The 17,442-nt window shown below is 66.0% G+C and carries 19 protein-coding genes; 6 read left to right on the top strand and 13 right to left on the bottom strand.

Going from position 1 to position 17,442, the window contains the following annotated elements:
- Nucleotides 1-74: 74 nt before the first annotated feature.
- The 4 genes from hemH to ahcY form a co-directional block, all read right to left on the bottom strand.
- The gene (gene hemH, locus VKF82_12265) at nucleotides 75-1,046 is read right to left on the bottom strand and encodes a ferrochelatase (GenBank protein HME82829.1); all 972 of its coding nucleotides are present in this window, start codon (nucleotides 1,044-1,046) and stop codon (nucleotides 75-77) included.
- Complete coding sequence (gene hemE / locus VKF82_12270) at nucleotides 1,039-2,061, bottom strand: uroporphyrinogen decarboxylase (protein HME82830.1); 1,023 nt, start codon at nucleotides 2,059-2,061, stop codon at nucleotides 1,039-1,041. The genes hemH and hemE overlap by 8 nt, the downstream gene beginning before the upstream one ends.
- A gap of 113 nt (nucleotides 2,062-2,174) precedes the next feature.
- Entirely contained in the window at nucleotides 2,175-3,395 is a 1,221-nt protein-coding gene (gene metK / locus VKF82_12275) for a methionine adenosyltransferase (GenBank protein HME82831.1), read from the bottom strand.
- An 8-nt stretch (nucleotides 3,396-3,403) separates the two neighbouring features.
- Entirely contained in the window at nucleotides 3,404-4,693 is a 1,290-nt protein-coding gene (ahcY, locus tag VKF82_12280; GenBank protein ID HME82832.1) for an adenosylhomocysteinase, read from the bottom strand.
- Nucleotides 4,694-4,802: 109 nt separating this feature from the next.
- Between ahcY and VKF82_12285 the strand changes: the two genes are divergently transcribed.
- From VKF82_12285 to VKF82_12305, 5 genes are all read left to right on the top strand, one after another.
- Nucleotides 4,803-5,441 carry a cyclodeaminase/cyclohydrolase family protein gene (locus VKF82_12285; GenBank protein ID HME82833.1) on the top strand — a complete coding sequence of 213 codons (639 nt, stop codon included), beginning with the start codon at nucleotides 4,803-4,805 and terminating at the stop codon, nucleotides 5,439-5,441.
- Nucleotides 5,442-5,445: 4 nt separating this feature from the next.
- Nucleotides 5,446-6,297, top strand: coding sequence for a bifunctional 5,10-methylenetetrahydrofolate dehydrogenase/5,10-methenyltetrahydrofolate cyclohydrolase (locus VKF82_12290; GenBank protein HME82834.1), 852 nt, complete (start codon nucleotides 5,446-5,448; stop codon nucleotides 6,295-6,297).
- Nucleotides 6,298-6,321: 24 nt separating this feature from the next.
- The gene (locus VKF82_12295) at nucleotides 6,322-6,915 is read left to right on the top strand and encodes a sigma-70 family RNA polymerase sigma factor (GenBank protein HME82835.1); all 594 of its coding nucleotides are present in this window, start codon (nucleotides 6,322-6,324) and stop codon (nucleotides 6,913-6,915) included.
- A 151-nt stretch (nucleotides 6,916-7,066) separates the two neighbouring features.
- A complete protein-coding gene (locus VKF82_12300; GenBank protein ID HME82836.1) occupies nucleotides 7,067-7,552 on the top strand; it encodes a zf-HC2 domain-containing protein in 486 nt (161 codons plus the stop codon).
- Nucleotides 7,542-8,570, top strand: a complete 1,029-nt coding sequence (locus VKF82_12305) for a sigma-E factor regulatory protein RseB domain-containing protein (GenBank protein HME82837.1) — start codon at nucleotides 7,542-7,544, stop codon at nucleotides 8,568-8,570. The genes VKF82_12300 and VKF82_12305 overlap by 11 nt, the downstream gene beginning before the upstream one ends.
- Before the next feature lies 1 nt (nucleotide 8,571).
- Here VKF82_12305 and VKF82_12310 read toward each other — a convergent pair whose 3' ends face one another.
- The 4 genes from VKF82_12310 to VKF82_12325 all read right to left on the bottom strand — a co-directional run bounded on the left by VKF82_12310 (nucleotide 8,572) and on the right by VKF82_12325 (nucleotide 12,948).
- Nucleotides 8,572-9,606, bottom strand: a complete 1,035-nt coding sequence (locus tag VKF82_12310) for a histone deacetylase (GenBank protein HME82838.1) — start codon at nucleotides 9,604-9,606, stop codon at nucleotides 8,572-8,574.
- Nucleotides 9,607-9,674: 68 nt separating this feature from the next.
- Nucleotides 9,675-11,147 (bottom strand): tetratricopeptide repeat protein, encoded by a 1,473-nt coding sequence (locus tag VKF82_12315; GenBank protein ID HME82839.1) that lies wholly within the window; start codon nucleotides 11,145-11,147, stop codon nucleotides 9,675-9,677.
- Nucleotides 11,148-11,169: 22 nt separating this feature from the next.
- Entirely contained in the window at nucleotides 11,170-12,150 is a 981-nt protein-coding gene (locus tag VKF82_12320; protein HME82840.1) for an electron transfer flavoprotein subunit alpha/FixB family protein, read from the bottom strand.
- Nucleotides 12,151-12,156: 6 nt separating this feature from the next.
- Nucleotides 12,157-12,948 (bottom strand): electron transfer flavoprotein subunit beta/FixA family protein, encoded by a 792-nt coding sequence (locus VKF82_12325; GenBank protein HME82841.1) that lies wholly within the window; start codon nucleotides 12,946-12,948, stop codon nucleotides 12,157-12,159.
- Between the two features lie 98 nt (nucleotides 12,949-13,046).
- Here VKF82_12325 and VKF82_12330 point away from each other — a divergent pair, with 98 nt between their 5' ends.
- Nucleotides 13,047-13,706 (top strand): hypothetical protein, encoded by a 660-nt coding sequence (locus tag VKF82_12330; protein HME82842.1) that lies wholly within the window; start codon nucleotides 13,047-13,049, stop codon nucleotides 13,704-13,706.
- On the opposite strand, the gene VKF82_12335 is transcribed toward VKF82_12330, so the two are convergent.
- From VKF82_12335 to VKF82_12355, 5 genes are read right to left on the bottom strand one after another with little or no spacing between them, the layout of a single operon-like run.
- Nucleotides 13,703-14,653, bottom strand: a complete 951-nt coding sequence (locus tag VKF82_12335; GenBank protein ID HME82843.1) for an alpha/beta hydrolase — start codon at nucleotides 14,651-14,653, stop codon at nucleotides 13,703-13,705. The two genes, VKF82_12330 and VKF82_12335, sit on opposite strands and share 4 nt — an antisense overlap.
- On the bottom strand, nucleotides 14,650-15,336 hold the full coding sequence (locus tag VKF82_12340) for a prolipoprotein diacylglyceryl transferase family protein (protein ID HME82844.1): 687 nt from the start codon (nucleotides 15,334-15,336) through the stop codon (nucleotides 14,650-14,652). Before VKF82_12340 ends, VKF82_12335 begins: the two co-directional genes overlap by 4 nt.
- 15 nt (nucleotides 15,337-15,351) lie before the next feature.
- Nucleotides 15,352-15,600, bottom strand: a complete 249-nt coding sequence (locus tag VKF82_12345; GenBank protein HME82845.1) for a zinc-ribbon domain-containing protein — start codon at nucleotides 15,598-15,600, stop codon at nucleotides 15,352-15,354.
- Complete coding sequence (locus VKF82_12350; protein ID HME82846.1) at nucleotides 15,593-15,865, bottom strand: hypothetical protein; 273 nt, start codon at nucleotides 15,863-15,865, stop codon at nucleotides 15,593-15,595. The genes VKF82_12345 and VKF82_12350 overlap by 8 nt, the downstream gene beginning before the upstream one ends.
- Nucleotides 15,855-17,381, bottom strand: a complete 1,527-nt coding sequence (locus VKF82_12355; GenBank protein HME82847.1) for a radical SAM protein — start codon at nucleotides 17,379-17,381, stop codon at nucleotides 15,855-15,857. The genes VKF82_12350 and VKF82_12355 overlap by 11 nt, the downstream gene beginning before the upstream one ends.
- Nucleotides 17,382-17,442: the final 61 nt, after the last annotated feature.

Here is a 17,442-nt window from a genome sequence, read left to right on the forward strand (position 1 = left end):
CAACGCGTGAGCGGCCGCGAGTCCCGAGATTCCGCCGCCGATCACCGCGACGTCGAGATTCTCAAAGGGAGCGCTCATGCGAGCGCTCGCTCCGCCAAATTGGCGAGACAGGTGATGTAGGCGGGATGGCACTTGACCGCGCACGCCCGCATGAATTCCTGGATGCCCGTCTCCTTCGCGACCGCCGCGTACTGTATGTCGATCTCGTTGAGCGTCTCGACGTGCTCGGTGACGAAGGCGACCGGCACGATGCAGATCGCGCGTGCTCCCTCTCCGGCGAGCCGCTCGATCAGTTTTTCCGTGGCGGGTTCGAGCCATTTCTCCGGGCCGAGCCGGCTCTGGAACGAAAGGTGCGTTGGACCCGGGTGCGCGAGCCGCGCGCACGCCGCGGCGACGGTCTTCCTCACCTGATCCAGGTACGGATCGCCGCGCTCGATGTAGCGCATCGGCAAGCCGTGCGCCGAGAAGATCAGATGGATGCGTTCGGGCGGTGCCGCGAAATCTTTGAGGCAGCGGCGCGTGACGTCGACCAGGGCGGTCAGGTAGCCGGGGTCCTCGCAATACTGGTCAACGACGCGCAAGTCTGGTTCGAATCTCATCGCGCGCATCACGCGGCGCAGCTCGTTGAGGCTGGAGCGCGTGGTCGAGTACGAATACTGCGGGTACAGCGGTACGAAGGCGAGCGTGGTGACGCCGTCTGCACGCGCGGCGCGCAGCGCGTCTTCCGAGTACGGGCGCCAGTTGCGCATGGCGAGGTAGACCGGCATCTGATGTCCGCGCCGGCGCAGCTCGTCGCGCAGCGCCTGCGCTTGCAGCTCGCTCTGCGCGCGCAGCGGCGAGCCTCCGCCGATCGAAGCGTAGAGCCGGCGTGAGTACGGAGCGCGCAGGGTCGAGATCAGCCACGCGGTCGGCTTGATGAGCGGCGGCGGCACGGGGATGTTGTCGGGGATGAGATCGATAAAGAAATTGTAGAGGAAGGGGCGCACGTCGTCGAGCGTCTCGGGGCCGCCGAGCTGGGCGAGCACGACGCCTGATACGTCAGGCATTCGCTTTGGGAGCGTCGACGAACGCCGCGGCACATTCGAGCGGCGTCTGCGGCAAGATCCCGTGACCCAGATTGAGGATATGGCCGATCGGGCCCGCAGCCTCCATCGTCGCAAAGGCGGCCTCCGCGGTCCGCACCGGGTTGCTCAACAGCACGGTCGGGTCGACATTGCCTTGCAACGTGACGCCGCTGCCGACTCTTGCGCGCGCGTCGCCGAGAGCGAGACGCCAGTCGATGCTGAGCACGTCCGCTCTCGTGCGTGCCATCGATTCGAGCACGCCAGCGCATCCGTTGACGTAGAGGATGGCCGGCACGCCGCACGCCCGGATGCGCTCGATGACACGGGCTTGGTACGGCTGTGCGAACTCGTCGAAGGCGCACGGCTCGAGCTCACCGGCCCACGTGTCGAAGACCTGCACGGCCTGAGCGCCGGCGGCCACCTGAGCCGCCGCGTATTCGGCGACCGTAGCGGCGAGTTTGTCGAGCAGCGCGTGGAAGGTGGCTGGTTGCGAGTACATCAGCGCTTTGGTCGCGGCGAAGTTCTTCGAACCTCCGCCTTCTATTATATACGAGGCCAACGTGAACGGCGCGCCGGTGAATCCGACGAGGGCGGCGCGGTCGAGAAGGGCGCGCTTGCACAGCCGCAGCGTCTCCATCACGAACGGCGTGGCCACGAGCGGATCGGGTACCCGCAACGCGTCCACGTCGGCGCGCGTGCGCACGCGCCGCTCGAGCTGCGGTCCGCCATCGCCGAACGTCACCGGCACGCCCATCGCCTCGACGGGGATGAGGATGTCGCAGAACACGATGCACGCGTCCATGCCGAAACGGTCGATCGGCTGCAGCGACACCTGCGCGGCGAGCTCGGGGGTCTTGCACAGCGTGAGGAAGTCCAGTTTTTCGCGCACGGCACGATATTCAGGCAGATAGCGGCCCGCCTGGCGCATCATCCACACGGGGGTGCGATCGACGGGCTTGCTCGCGCAAGCCGCGAGGAAACGTTCAGGTGCGTTCATCTGGCGGGGCCTTCGACGGTGGCGAGGGGAACGCCCGCGCTCGAGAGCGCGGGACTACATCTTGTGTGCGCGTTCAAAGAACGCTGTTACATGCGCGTTCGAAGAACGCGCTACTACACTACTTGTTCGACCTTGATGCCAGCGGCTTCACGCAGCGTGGCCGCGAGGTCGACGCGCTCCCATGGCAGATCGAGCTCCGGGCGACCGAAGTGGCCGTAGCACGACACCTGACTGTAGATCGGCCGGCGCAAGTCGAAGCGTTCGATGATGGCGCCAGGACGCAGGTCGATGTGCTCTTGCACCAGTTCGCCCAGGCGCCACTCGTCGATGACGCACGTGCCGAACGTGTCGACGTAGACCGAAACGGGCTTGGCCACGCCGATCGCGTACGCGACTTGGATCTCGCAACGATCCGCCAGGCCTGAGGCGACCACGTTCTTGGCGGCCCAGCGCGCGGCGTAGGCCGCCGAACGGTCGACCTTGGTCGGATCCTTGCCGGAAAACGCGCCGCCGCCGTGCCGCGCCATGCCGCCATACGTGTCGGCGATGATCTTGCGGCCTGTCAACCCTGCATCGCTGAGCGGCCCGCCGATGACGAAGCGGCCCGTGGGATTCACCAGAATCTTCGTGTTCGCGTCGAGCAGCCGGCCGTCGATAGCCGGATTGATGACCTGGCTGATGATGTTCTCCCGGATGGTCTCCAGCGGGTAGCCCTCCGCGTGCTGCGCCGAGACGACGATCGTGTCGATCCGAACGGGTTTGAAGCCGTCGTACTCAACGGTGACCTGCGTCTTGCCGTCCGGCCCGAGAAAATCCACGACGCCCTGTTTGCGGACCGCCGCCAGCCGCTGGGTCAGCCGATGCGCGAGCACGATCGGCATCGGCATCAGCTCTTCGGTCTCGGTGCACGCGAAGCCGAACATCATGCCTTGGTCGCCGGCGCCGATGGACTCGGCGGCCGATCTGCCCGATGCCGCTCCGCCTTTGACTTCAAGCGCCTGGTCCACGCCCAGTGCGATATCTGCAGACTGCTCGTCGATCGAGATCGATAAGCCGCACGTGTCGCCATCGAAGCCAAACCGCGGGCCGGCGTAGCCGATGTCGCGGATGGTCTTGCGCGCGATGCGCGGGATGTCGATGTAGCACGATGTGGTGATCTCGCCCGCCACGTGCACTTGGCCCGTGAGCACGAGCGTCTCGCACGCGACGCGCCCGTATGGGTCTTGCGCGAGGATCGCATCGAGCACCGCGTCCGAAATCGAATCCGCGACTTTGTCGGGATGGCCCTCGGTGACGCTTTCGGAGGTGAACAGTCTCGTATGATGTGCGGCCATATGAAGCGTTACGTTCCTTCGTTCCAAGAAGCGAGATAGCGCTGCTGCTGCGCGGTGAGCGTATCGATGCCCACGCCGAGCGCGGCGAGCTTGAGGCGCGCGACTTCTGCATCGATCTCTTGCGGGACCGAGATGACCGTTGGCGGCAGCGTGCCGCGCCGGCGCACGAGATACTCAGCCGAAAGCGCCTGATTGGCGAATGACATGTCCATGACCGCGGCCGGATGACCCTCCGCCGCCGCCAGGTTGATGAGCCGGCCTTCGCCCAGCAGGCAGATCGTGCGGCCGTCGCCGATATGGTACTCGTCCACGAACTCGCGCGGCTTGGTCTTCTCGCCTTCCGCGAGCCGTTCGAGCGCCTCGATGTCGATCTCGACGTTGAAGTGGCCGCTGTTGGCGACCAACGCGCCGTTCTTCATCGCCCGAAAATGCTCTTCGCGTAATACGCCCGTATTGCCGGTGACGGTGATGAAGATGTCGCCGCGCGACGCCGCCTCGCCCATCGGCATGACCGCGTAGCCTTCCATCGCCGCCTCAAGCGCTTTGGTCGGATCGATCTCGGTGACGACGACCTGCGCGCCCATGCCGCGAGCGCGCGCCGCGATGCCGCGTCCGCACCAGCCGAAGCCGGCGATGACGATCACTTTGCCGGCGAGCAAGGTATTCGTGGCGCGCACGATGCCGTCGAGGGTGGACTGACCCGTGCCGTAGCGGTTATCGAAAAGATGTTTGGTGAGCGCGTCGTTGACCGCGATGATCGGGAACTTGAGGACGCCGTCTTTCTCCATGCTATGAAGACGGATGACGCCGGTGGTCGTCTCTTCGGTGCCGCCGATCACGCCCGCCAACTTGCCCGGATGTTTGGTCACGAGCGTGGTGACGAGATCGCAGCCATCGTCCATGGTGAACTGCGGATCGGTGGCGATGGCCGCCTCGATGTGGCTGTAATAGCGGGCGTTGTCCTCGCCTTTGACCGCGAACACACGCATCCCATGATCGACCGCGAGCGTGGCCGCGACGTCGTCTTGGGTCGACAGCGGATTGCTCGCGCACAGCGCGATCTCGGCGCCGCCGGCTTGGAGCGCCAACATGAGGTTGGCGGTCTCAGTGGTGACGTGCAGACACGCGCCGAAGCGCACGCCTTTGAACGGCTTCTCTTCGGCAAAACGCTTGCCGATGGCCGCGAGCACGGGCATGCTCTCCGCCGACCATGCGACGCGCCGCCGGCCTTCCGCGGCGAGCCCAGGGTCTTTGATGTCGCTCGCGCCAGCGGCCGTCTTGAGCTGCGTCGTAGACAAGCTTGATGGACCTCCAGAGAGGGGGGAAGATAAGGCGGCGTCATTTTGGGTTCACGGAGCGGAAATCCTCGCCCGAGGGCTCGGCCCGAGGCGGATTGAATGGGCGCTTGTGACGCTTTCGACACTTGGCATCGATGCATACGCGCGTGCCCTCGCCTCGGCTGCTCCCACTCCCGGTGGCGGTAGCGCGAGCGCCGTCATCGGCGTGCTCGCTGCGAGCCTTGCGGGCATGGTCGCGCGCTTGACCGGCGACTCGGCCAAGTATGCTGCGCTCGCTCCTCGTATGAAGGCGATCGCAGATGAAGCTGCTCGACTGTCAGATGCATATCTCACGGCGATCCATGACGACGTCAGCGCGTTTGATCGCGTCAGCGCCGCCTACAAACTCCCGAAATCCACCGATGCCGAACGTGCCGCGCGCAGCGATGAGATCCAAAACGCGCTGGTGGGCGCCACCGACGCGCCGATGCACGTCGTCGAGCTCGGCCTGCAGACGTCGCGCCTCGCGATGGAATTGGTGGATGCCGGCAACCCGAACGCGATCAGCGATGCGGGCTGCGCGGCGCTGTTCGCGCAGGCCGCCGCGCGCGGCGCCGCATTGAATATCCGCATCAACGTCAAAGGACTCAAAGACGCCGCCCTGGCGGCGTCATATCAGCGCCGGCTCGACGATCTGCTCGCCCAGATCGGCATCCTCACCGAGGTCGCGGTGGTCAAGGCCGAACGCGCCACAGAGCGAACACCGTAGCCATATGCCCGCACGAACGCTCGAAGGCCGCCCAATCGCCGAGCGCATCCGCAACGACGTCGCCAATCGAGCGGCGGCGCTGCGCGATGCCGCGATCGTACCGCATTGCAAATGCTTCGTCGGCGAAGGCGATGCCGAGGGTGCGTATTACGCGAACAGCCTGCTCAAGGTCGGCGCAAAGATCGGCGTCGAGGTCAGCATCGACACTATGACGTTGCGCGAGGGTACGCGCGGCTTTGTCGCCGCGATCGAGCGCGCCGCCGCCGATCCAAAGATACACGGCATGATCGTGCAGCGCCCGCTGCCTCCGGCGCTCGACTTGTACGAGATCAACCGCTTGATCCCCGCGGAGAAAGACGTCGACGCTGCAAATCCGCTGTCGCTCGGCCTGCTCGCGCAAGGCGTGCCGCATTTCGTGCCGGCGACGGCCGCTGCGGTGATCGAGCTGCTACGAGAGCCGGATCTGCCGGCGATCGCCGGAGCGCGCGCGGTCGTCATCGGGCGATCTGCGGTGGTAGGGCGTCCGGTGGCCTACATGCTGACCTCGGCGGACGCAACCGTCACGTTGTGCCATTCGCGCACGCGCGACCTCGAAGCCATCTGCCGCAGCGCCGAGATACTTGTGGCCGCGATCGGCAAGCCGCGTTTCGTCGGCGCGAGCATGCTCAAGCGCGGTGCGGCCGTCGTCGATGTCGGCACGAATCTCATCGAGGGCCACGTCGTGGGCGACGTCGATTTCGACGCGGTCGCCCAGATCGCTGGGGCGGTCACGCCGGTGCCGGGCGGCGTGGGCGTGGTGACGACCTCCATCCTTTTGCGCAACGTCGTGGCGGCGGCGGAGCATGGCACGATCTAGCGGTCGAATGAATTCGACCGCTCCATGGACCGAGGGGCCGGCGCGGTGAGCGCTCGCGCCGCCGGCCCAACGACGCCGCCCACGCCCGAGCAGGTCGCGTTCCTCGAGGACGCGATGGCCAAGTTCGGGCGTCAAACGTACAACTACGCCTACCGCTTGACCGGCAATGAGGCCGACGCACGCGATCTCACGCAAGAGGCGTTCATCCGGGTCTTCCGCGCCTGGCAGTCGTTTCGGCCCGGCACGTCATTTCTGGCGTGGATCTACCGGATCGTCACCAATCTCTACCGCGACGAGCTGCGCCGGCGCAAAGGCGTCTTCGCGCAACCGCTGCCCGACGACAACCAACCGCACGAACAGGTCGCGCCGCATCACGATCCCATCCAATCCATGCACGAGCGCCAGCTCTCAGCGGGTATGGAGCGCGCGCTCAAAGCGCTCACCCCGGAGCAGCGCAGCGTCATCCTGCTCGCCGACGTCGAGGAGTATTCGTACCAGGAGATCGCGGACGTGATCGGCTGCTCGATCGGCACCGTCCGCTCGCGCCTGCACCGGGCACGGGCCCAGCTGCGCCGCCTGCTCGAGCGCGAGCACGCCTCGCGAGGGCTTCAGGCATGATCCCGGTCCGTCCGGCGGTACGCGCCCGCCGTGTTTCACCTCGCGGGAACGCATCGGCCCGTACGTGCGTTCCTCTAACAGAGGGAGTCTGCGCCGACGCGCGACGCCCGCTATTGCCACGCACCAGCCACGACGTGAGGACCTCGACCCGATGAACTGCTCCGATTGCCGACAACTGCTCACCGACTACGCGCATCACGAGCTCGATGACGCGCAGGATGCGCTCGTCTACGAGCACCTGCAGTCGTGCGTCGAATGCCGCGCGGCGTGGCAGGCCGAGCTCGACCTGACCGATTCGATCCGCTACGCGTATTCGGAAGAGCACGAACTGCCCATGTCGGTCGTGGCTGCCGTGCGCCAGTCGGTGCGCGGGCGTTCGGCGCCGACGTTCCTTGACCGCGTGCGCGCGGCGCTTCGGCCCGCCGTCTTGGCTCCCGCCGCAGCCGTCGTGCTCATCGCGGCCGGCGTGCTGCGCTACGGCCCGCTGCTGCACCCGGCGTCATCCGGGCTGTCTTCTTCCTATTTCGTGCGTCAGCACGTCGCGCAGACGCTGGATTCGCCGTCAAGCGACCGCAGCTGGTCCGCATACGTGCTGACCTCTGAGAACGCCAAGAGCTCGCAGGCCGGTGCGCCCTAGTCTCGCGCTGCTCGCGCTTTGGGCAGCCGCTGTCATATTCGCCGGCGGCGCTTCGCAAGCGCGAGCCGCTGCAGCCGACGGGTACACGCTGCTGCAGAACGCCGTCACGGCCGACGATCACGTATCGTTCTCCGGCACCGTGACGACGGTCGTCTACGGCGGCAATTCCACCAGCGCCACCGTCGTGCGCATCGAGCACAAGGCGCCTAACGACTGGCGACTGTGGTACGTCGCGCCCGCGGATGCCTATGGCCGGCTCATCATCAGCAACGAGTCGGTCGCCTACGAATACGAGCCGACCACCGGCAAGGTGTTCTCAAACGACTGGGCGTCGCTGGCGCCGTTCGCGACCTCCTTGGACATCGGGCGCATCAAGCGCAACTATACGGTCCAGGCGGGCGATCACGCGAACATCGCCGGGCGCACGGCGAGCACGCTCTCGCTGATCTCCAGTCACTCGCACACGCTCGCATTGCGCGTATGGATCGACAGCGCCACCGGGATCATCTTGCGGCGCGAGAGCTATCACGGGGACGGCACGATCGCGGCCAAGACCGAGTTCGACGCCATCCGCTTCGTCAAAGATCTGCCCGACGATCTGTTCAAGATGACGGTGCCGGCCGGCATGACGCTCACGCCCGGCGCCGACTACGGAGCCTCGACCTCGGCGATGGACTCGCTGACGAGCGGCCTGTCGTTCAAGCCTGTCGGGCCCCGCGAGCTGCCGGATGGGTTCACATTCGAAAAGGGCTCGACGACCACGCGCGGCGGCGTGCAGACGGTGCAGTTCGTCTATTCAGACGGACTACGGAGCCTCTCGCTGTTCGAGAATCCGACGGGCCGGTATCCGTCGTTCGACGATCCGACCCCCAAGTCGGTGACGGTCGGCAAACAGGACGGCAAGTACACGTCGCTTAGCGGTCAGACGTTGCTGAGCTGGAACGCCGGCGGTCTGAACTTCATCATGGTCGGCGATCTGCCGGCGCGCGAACTGGCGCACATCGGCGCCTCGCTGTAGCTCAGCGCCTGACCCAACCGAGCACGTCCTCGATCATCGCCCGCAGATCTTGATCGTGCGGCATGCGGCCTTCGGGCACGTGCACGCGGTTCGCATCCGCACCGAACGAGCGCGCGAGCGTGCGGCCGCTGGCATGCAGGTTGGGCAGCGAATAGCCGCCTTCGAGCACGAACGCCAGTCCGGCGCCGTGATCGGCCGCGGTCTCGCCGAGCAGCGCGCACAGCGCTCCGACTGCCTCGATGCCCACCGGCAGCCCGGCGATCGGGTCGCCCTCGAGAAAGTCAAACCCCGTCGAGACGACGATCGTCTTGGGCCTGATCCTGGCGGCGAGCGGCGGCAGCAGCATCGACCATACGCCGATGAAATCGTGCGTCTGCGTGCTCAGATCCAGCGGGATGTCGATCACGAAACCGTTATCGGTGCGGCGCGACTCGGAGAACGCGCCCGTTCCCGGGTACGCGGGATAGGCGTGCGTCGAGATGAAGCCGAGCGGCGCGCCGCCGTCGCCGAGGGCGCGCTCCGCCCACGCCTGGGTGCCGTTGCCGTGATGATAGTCGAAGTCGACGACGAGCGTGGCGCCCGCGCGCAGCCGAGCGGCCTGCGCGGCGATCGCGACGTTGTTCAGCAGGCAAAAACCCATGCCGCGCGCCGGTTCGGCGTGGTGCCCGGGCGGGCGGACAAGGGCGAACATCGGCCGGTCCGGACGTGCGCGGCTGGCCGCATCCACCGCGGCGCCGGCGGCGAGCAGCGCGATGTGATACGAGTCGTGGCCGACCATCGCGTCGCCGGTCGGCAGCTCCGAGACGAAATAGTCCGGCGTCGCTTCGCAGACGCGTTCGACGAGCGCGACGTAGGCGGGGTCATGCACGCGCGCCAGCGCGCCGGGATCGACGATCGTCGGCAGCTGGTACGAGTCGGGCGGACAGCCGCCTTCGGTGAGGCCGTCGATGAGCGCGCGAAGGCGCGCCGGACGTTCCGGATGATCCTCGCCGGTGAGATGCTCCGCGAACTGGCTGTCGTAGATGACGTCGAGCACGGTCGAATAAATTCGACCGCTACAGCGCCGACTCCGGCGAACCGGTCGAATAAATTCGACCGCTACAGCTATTGGGAGAGCTGTTTGATGTAGGTGTGCGCCTTGGCGGCGATATCGCCCGTGGGCTGGATCGCCAGGACGTTCTTATACGCCGCGATCGCGTCCGGCTTGTCGCCGAGCATGCGGTTCGCGTCGCCGAGGAAGAACCAGACCTGCGCGTCCGGGTGCTTCGGGTCTTGGTGCGTGGCGATGGCGGCAAACGCGTCGCGCGCCGAACGGTAGTCCTTGAGCGTGTAGAGCACCACGGCCAAGTTGAACAGCGCGGTCGCCGAGTGCGTGATCTCGAACGTCTTCTGGAAATCATCGCGCGCCTGGATCCACTTGCCCATCGAGCCATACGCCTCGCCGGCGAAGAACAGCGCGTCGGGATTGTTCGGATCCTTGGCGAGGATCTTGTCGAACTGGTCGAGCGCCTTTTGCGGGTTCTTGAGATTCGAGAGCTGCAGGCGGCCGTATTCGAACAGGATGCGCGGATCATCGGGCGCGATCGCCAGCGCCTGTTCGTACTCCGCAGCGGACTGCGCGTAATGCTTCTGGGTCTGGTCGTACTCGGCTTGCAGGACGTACGGCTCGGTCGCCTTGGGGTGATCTTTCTCAGCCGTCGCGAACGATGCGCGCGCCTGGTCGAGCATGTTCTTCGAGAGATACATCTCGGCCAGATCGTCTTCGGGCTCGACCGCGGTCGGGTTCAGCTTGATGAGCTGCGTCAGGATCGCTGCCGCGCCGGCGATGTCGTTCTTCAGCCCCAAGGCCTCGGCTTTGGAATGCAACGCGTCGACGTTCTTCGGGTCGGTCTGGAGCACGATATCGAACTGCGCGATGGCAAGATCTGGATCGGGTTTCTTGTCGGCCAGATAGGATCGCCCGAGCACGAGGTGCTCGTGCGGATCTTTGGGGTCGATCGCCATGGCCTTCATGACGTTGACGCGGCCGGCGTCGTAGTCGCCCTTGTCGAGCTGCACCGTACCGAGCGCGAGATAGCCGAACGCCTCATTCGGATGCAAGGCCACGGCGCGGTTGGCGACCCTCATCGCGTCATCGATCCGGCCGACCGAGAGATACGCGTCCGTGAGACTGGAGAGAACGGCCTCGTTGCCGGGATCGGCGAGCTCCGCCTTCTCGAACGCGGTCACGGCGTCGGCCATGTCGTTGAGCTGGCGGTTCGCCACACCGATGAAGAACCAGAGCTGCGCGTCGTTGGCTCCTAAGCGCGCTGCGTCCTCAAGCTGATCGCGGCCGTCCCTCGGCTGGCCTTGGTCGATGAGCAGCACGCCCAGCTCCTCGTGGGCGTCTTTGTCGTTCGGATTGTCCTTGATCGTCTGCTGCAGCGTCTTGATGCGATCGAGCGGGTTTTCGGTCGGCGACGCCGAGGGCACCGGGCTCGAAGCCGCCGGCTTGCCCTTGGCCAGCGCGCTCGGCGCTTGCGAAAAGGCGGCGATGCTGCACGCGAGCAGGCACAGGATGATGAAGATACGGCGCAATGCGACTCCTATGGTATCAACGCTAGGCGTTGGCGCGGCGTTCCTTGACCAGCTTGGTCAGTTCAGGAACGATCTGGAACAGATCGCCGACCACCCCGAGGTCGGAAAATTCGAAGATCGGCGCGTTGGGGTCTTTGTTGATCGCGACGATGGTGCCCGCCGACCGCATGCCGACCTTGTGCTGGATCGCGCCCGAGATCCCCACCGCGATGTAGAGCTGAGGCGAGACGGTCTTGCCGGTCTGGCCGACCTGGTGCGAATGCGCGATCCACCCCGCGTCCACGGCCGCGCGCGACGCGCCGACCGCTCCGCCCAGCGCATCCGCAAGCGCTTCGATGATGTCGAAGTGTTCGGGACCGCCCAGTCCTCGGCCCCCTGAGACGACGATGCTCGCCTCTTCGACGCCGAGCTTGCCAGCCTCTTGCGAGACCTTCTCCTCGACTTTCGCCGCGTACGTCTTCCCAGCCGGGCTGGCAAACTGTTTGACCTCACCCTTGCCGGCTTCTTGCCGCGCGATGAAGCTGTTCGCACGGCAGGTGATGACGCCATACTCCGAGTTCTTGAAGCCGATCGTCGCGATGACCGACCCGCCGAACTTCGGCGACTGGACGCTCACCGCGCCGGCCTTCACCGCGATGTCGGTCGCGTCGGTGATGACCCCGGCGGACAGTCGCACGCCGATGCGCGCGGCGATGTCTTTGCCGAGATTGGTCAGCGGGAACAGCGCCAGCGTGGGGCCGAGCTCGCGCAGCAGCGCCTCGACCGCGTCCACGGCCGGATCGCTGAGGAAGCTGTCGAGCTGATTATCCTCGCCGACGTAGATCGCGTCGATGGGCGTGGATTTGAGCAGTTCCGCGGCCTTGCCGGCGCCCGCACCGAGGACGACGGCCGCCGACGGCACGCCGAGCTCTTTGGCGACGTCGGCGCCGCGCGTGCACATCTCAAGGCCGATGCGCCGGATGGCGCCATCTTCATGTTCGACGAATACGAGCACGGCTTTCATCGGCGTTCAGATGACTTTCTTCGCGATGAGGAAATCGAGGATCTGCTTGGCGCCCTCTTTTGGATCCGAGGCGGTGATGACGGCGCCCTTTTGGCGCGCTCCGACGGGCGCGAACGCTTCGACCGCCGTCTTCGAGCCGGCGTCGCCGAGCTTGCTCGTTTCGGCGCCGATGTCGGCAAGGGTCGGGGTCTTGAGCTCCTTTTTCTTGGCGCCCATGATGCCTTTGAGGGTCGGGTAGCGCGGCTCGTTGATCGATTTGGTCACCGAAACGAGCGCGGGCAGCGGCGCGCGCACGCGCAAGTAGCCGCTCTCGGTCTCGCGCTGGGCTTCGACCGAGCCGCCGGCGATGGTCAGTTTCTTCACGTAGGTGAGACACGGAACGCCGAGGTGCTCGGCCACGGCGGCGGGCACGACGCTGCAGATCGCGTCGGTGCTCTGCGTGCCCGATAGCACGAGGTCGAAGCCGATGTTCTTGATCGCGAGCGCGAGGGCGTAGGAGGTGGCCATGGTGTCGCTGCCGCCGATGACATCGTCGGAGAGCAGCACCGCGTTGTCGGCGCCCATGCCGAGCGCTTTGCGCACGACGTCGGCACCGCTGGGCGGCGCCATGGTGAGGATGGTGACGGTGGTGTCGCCGCCTTGCGCTTCCTTTATCCTCAAGGCTTCTTCGATCGCGTATTCGTCGAACGGGTTGAGCACGTTCTCGATGGAACTGCGGTTCAACCGTTTGGTGGTAGGATCGAACGTCTTCTCGGCGTTCGTATCGGGCACTTGTTTGACGGTGACGACGATCTTCAAAGTCGAGGCGGCTCCAGAACGAAGGCGACCTCGCGGCCGCCCGATGGGGAATCTCTCTGTTTTCTCGGTCCGGCTGTCCCGAACCCTGCCGGCGGACGGTGTCCGACGGCGTCATGAAGAACGCGCGCTGCATGATCACGCATACGTTTCCCAAGCCCGCCCCCAGCGTCGTCGGGCTCGCCTGGGACGGATCGTCGCTGTGGGCCGGCGACTGGGAGTCGCGCACGCTCATGCGATTGGGCGCCGATGCGGTCGCCGTCGAGACGTTTCCCGCGCCCGGCCGCATGGTCGGCTTGCTGTATCTCGATGGCTCGATCACCGCAGTGGTGAGCGATCCGGACACCGATGACCGGACGATCCGTACCTTCTCGATCGCACGGCGGAGCTGGGACGAGCGCGTGCTGCGCTGTCCGGGCGATACCGGATCTCAGCTCGCATGGGACGGGCAGCATCTGTGGCTTGGCCAGCGCTACGAGCATCGCGTCATGCAGCTGTCCGCGGACGGCCAGGCCGACCGGATCATCGAGCTGCCGTGCGAAGTGGTGGGCCTGCACTGGATGGGCCCGACCTTGTGGCTGAATCTGCGCATGCGAAAAGGCATGTCCGACATCGGACGGCTTGACGCCGGCGCCGACGACCCGGAGCTGGTCGAGCAGTACGATAAGGGCTATGTCTCGCTCGCATACGACGGCGGCGGCTTTTGGATGAGCGACCTGCGCGGCACGACCATCGCGCGGGCGGTGCCGCCTGGGATCTAACGCTGCAGGCCGCTCAGGAAATTCTTGATGGCCGCGTTGAGCGCGTCCGGCTGATCCAGCATCACGAAGTCCTTCGAGTTGGCGATCGTCTGCACGGTGACGGTCTTTGCGCCGTCGTACTGCGAGGCGTAATAGTTACGTATCGTCGCCGTGAGCTGGTCGGGCGTGAGCGCGCGGAGCTGCTCGTTCATGTATGGCGCTTGGCTTGAGACCGGCGCGATGACCATCACCGGCACGGTGATCCTGGCAAGCCCCGGACGCAGGTCCTCGAGCGACATCTCGCTGGTCGCACCGGCGAGCGTGGCGCGGTCGCTGCGCAGCGAGTGCTGGGCGATATTGTCTGCCTGGGCGGGGTCGTTGACCATCGATGCTGCGGTCGAACGCGTCTGATCGTCGTACAACCAATCGGGCGCTGATTGTATGCCTTCGGCGAGGTCCGCGATGCCCTGCGCGCGCTGTTGCGCGGTCTGCCCGGCCGCGAGCGGCGGGAAGTAGGGCGTCTCGTCCACGATGACCGCGCCCCCGAAGACATCGGAGTGCTCTTCGACCAGCCGCAGCGCGAGATGACCGCCTATGCTGTGGCCGACGAGCACCGGCGCTTTGAGATTCTCCTTGCGCACGAGCTGCACGATCGCGTTGTCCGCTTGCGGGATGTAGGGACCTGCCGCCGGCTGCGTGCCGTCAAATCCGTCGAGGGTGGCGGCGTACACGGTGTGATCGACGGCGAACGCCGAGATCGTGCTCTGCCACTCCCACGCGCCCATGGATAGACCCGGTATGAGAATCAGCGCGGGACCTGGATCGGCGGCTGGCCCGTATTTGTCGAAGCGCATGTTGCCTATGGCGAAGCTGCTGCTCGGTGAGGCGGTCGCCGGCTGCGCGGGCGCGCGATCCGCGGCTACGAGCAGCAACAACGCGCCGCAGAGCGCCGAAATGAACGGCTTCACGTGGTTGCCGGTGTGAGCGCAGGTCTCGATGGCGCCATCTCTTTGCTGACGAGTTCTATCATCTTATACCCGAAAAACGCCAGACCGGCGATGCAGGCGAGTTGCGCGAGCGTGAGCCCCGCGAGCATGACCGGTCCCTCGCGGAAGAACTCGATGCCGAAACGGGTGGTGCACAGCAGCATCCCCTGCAGATAGAACAACGCATTCTCGGGGAGCGGTTTCTCGTGCAGCTGCCAGAGCACGATGAAGACGCCGGTCGCGGCGAGCGCAAGGTACGCTTGCGTGGGGTGGCGATATGCCCCGTGCTCATAGACCGCCCACGGCAGATGCGACGCGATCTTGCCGTAACAGCATTGGCCGAAGAAGCAGCCCCAGCGGCCGATCGCTTCGCCGGCGGCCAGCGCCATCGCGAAGAGATCGCCGGTGGGGCGCACGATGCCGAGATAGCGCTTCAGGAGCACGACGGCCAGGTAGCCGCAAACGACGCCGCCGAGCAGCGTCTTGCCGGGCGATCCTGTGACGATGAGCTGCGTGAGATTGGCGCCCGCCAAGCCGCCGACCAAGCCCGCGCTCATGAGCATCCAGATGCCGGAGGTGGCGATGCCGCGGCGGCGCGCCATGTAGCCGAACGCCGCCAGGCCGGCCAGGTAGCCGAGCGCGTAGCAGGTCGCTGACAAGATCATCGCGCCGCTCCTTCCTTAGTGATAGTTATGCCATAGCCCGCTGCAGATCGCCAGGGCGCCAAGCGCCACGACGAGAGGCAGGACGACCGCGCAGCCGACGAGCCCCAGCATGATCCCCAGCCACGTGCGGTTTTTCTTGGCGATATGACCCTGTCTCTCCGGCGAGACGTTCAGCGCGCCGCAATGCTGGCACACGGGAGCGTTCGGCGGCACGCTGTGACCGCAATTGGGGCAGGGCGACCCGCTTGGCGTGACGTCAGGCACGGAAGAACAACCAGTACACTTGGAAGGCTGCGATGCCAGCCATCGCGATGACGATCCAGGGCGGCTTCACGAAGCAGCGCCATTCGCGCACGCCCGACGCCCCGGCGTACAGATAGAGGATCGTCGCGATGCCCGCGGTCGCCAGCAGCGTGTATCTGCCGAACAGCAGCGCTAAGAACGCCGCTTTGCAGAACGTGAAAGCCCAGCCCTCGACCATCTCGCCGCGTCGGACGCGTGGATCGAGTTCGGGCGCGTCAAGAGCCATGATAGTGCGCTACCTCCGCGCGCGTCGTCGCTCCTTCGAGCGCTTTCGCGCGGACCTTGGGAAAAAGGCGGGCGGCGCAGAACGGCATGCGCACCGGATCGTTGCCCGCGCTGCCGACGTGGACGCAGCATTGCTCCAGCCGTTCGGCGATGAGCGTATCCGCGTCCATGAAGTGCTTGATGGTCACTCGTTTGACGCGCGTGCCGACGAAATCATGCGACGACTCTTTGCGGAACGCCGCGGCGATGAGGCCGGCGACGCCGCCGAAATCGCACGCCGAGCACAGCGTTGACAGGTGCACGACCAGCTCGGGGCGCGACAGCGTCATGGATTCGGACATGATGCCGGCGAGGGCGTCGCGCACGACCGCCAACGTGTCCGCAAACGCGATCGTATTGCCGACCAAGCCGAGGTTCTGGCGCAGCACGTCGTGGCCGACCAGCCGTGCGAGGCTCTGATAGGCTTCGTCTTTGCCCTTGAGCAGGTAGCCGATCGAGCAGCAGTCCGGATGGCTGCACGGCAGCGCGATGAGATCGTCGGCACGCACGCGCGCGCACTGCTCGTCGATACGCCGCAAGACGCCGGTGGCGGTCACCCGGTCCATGCTGTCGAAGCGCGGCGCCCGGCCCGAACCGAACACCGGCTGGAACATCACACCGCCGACGAACGGCGTGTCGAGCACGGTGTCCATGACCTCGCCGATCAGATCCTGGTTCTGCCGGGTCACCACCATGACCAGCGTGGTGAAGACTTTTGCGGCGGAGAGGCGTTCGAGGGTGCGCCGTTTGATCTCGCGCAGATCCTGGCCGCGCAGATACAGCTGCGTGTCGGCGCGCTGGCCGTCGTACTGGAGGTAGATCTCGATCCGTCCGCGATGCTGCGCGAGAAACGACGTCAGCTCGCCGTCAGCAGCCAGGCGGATGCCGTTGGTGTTGAGCAGCACCCGGGTGACCGGCAGCGCAGCGATAGCGCGCAGGATCTCGATGATCTGCGGATGCACCGTCGGCTCGCCGCCGCTGATCATCACGACGTCAAGCCGCCCGCCTTCGCGATCGATAGCCGTCCGCACCGCGCGCATGATGCTCTCGAGAGGCATGTACTGCGTCTGTTCGGGTCCAGAGCCCGCGTAACACGCCGGGCATGAGAGATTGCACTGCGACGTGACGTCGAGCAAGAAGATGCAGGTGTGCTGCAGATGCGCGGGTCCGAGGCCGTGCTCGTAGCCGGTCGGCACCGGGAAGATCTCGCGCGTGTCGGGGTTGATGATCTTGGTGGGGACGCGCCACTGCTGCAGATACTGCCACAGCTCGAAGTCTTCTTCGTACAGCGACCAGACCTCGCCGTGACCGCGCCGGCAGTAACGGCGCAGGTAGACCTTGCCGTCGCGCGCGACCAGGTGGCCGTCTGCGATGTCGGCGGGCCATTGCGGGTCGAACGCCGGATCGTCGGCGAAACAGCGCGGACAGACCGCGCGCACGCTCTTGAGAACGGTGTGGTCGTTAACCGCCAGCGCCATGGACAACGGTTAGCGGCTGCGCGCGTCGTAGCCTGTCGAACAGGGTCGACGCGGCACGCCT

This window comes from Candidatus Eremiobacteraceae bacterium (genome assembly GCA_035314825.1).
GTDB lineage: Bacteria > Vulcanimicrobiota > Vulcanimicrobiia > Eremiobacterales > Eremiobacteraceae > JAFAHD01.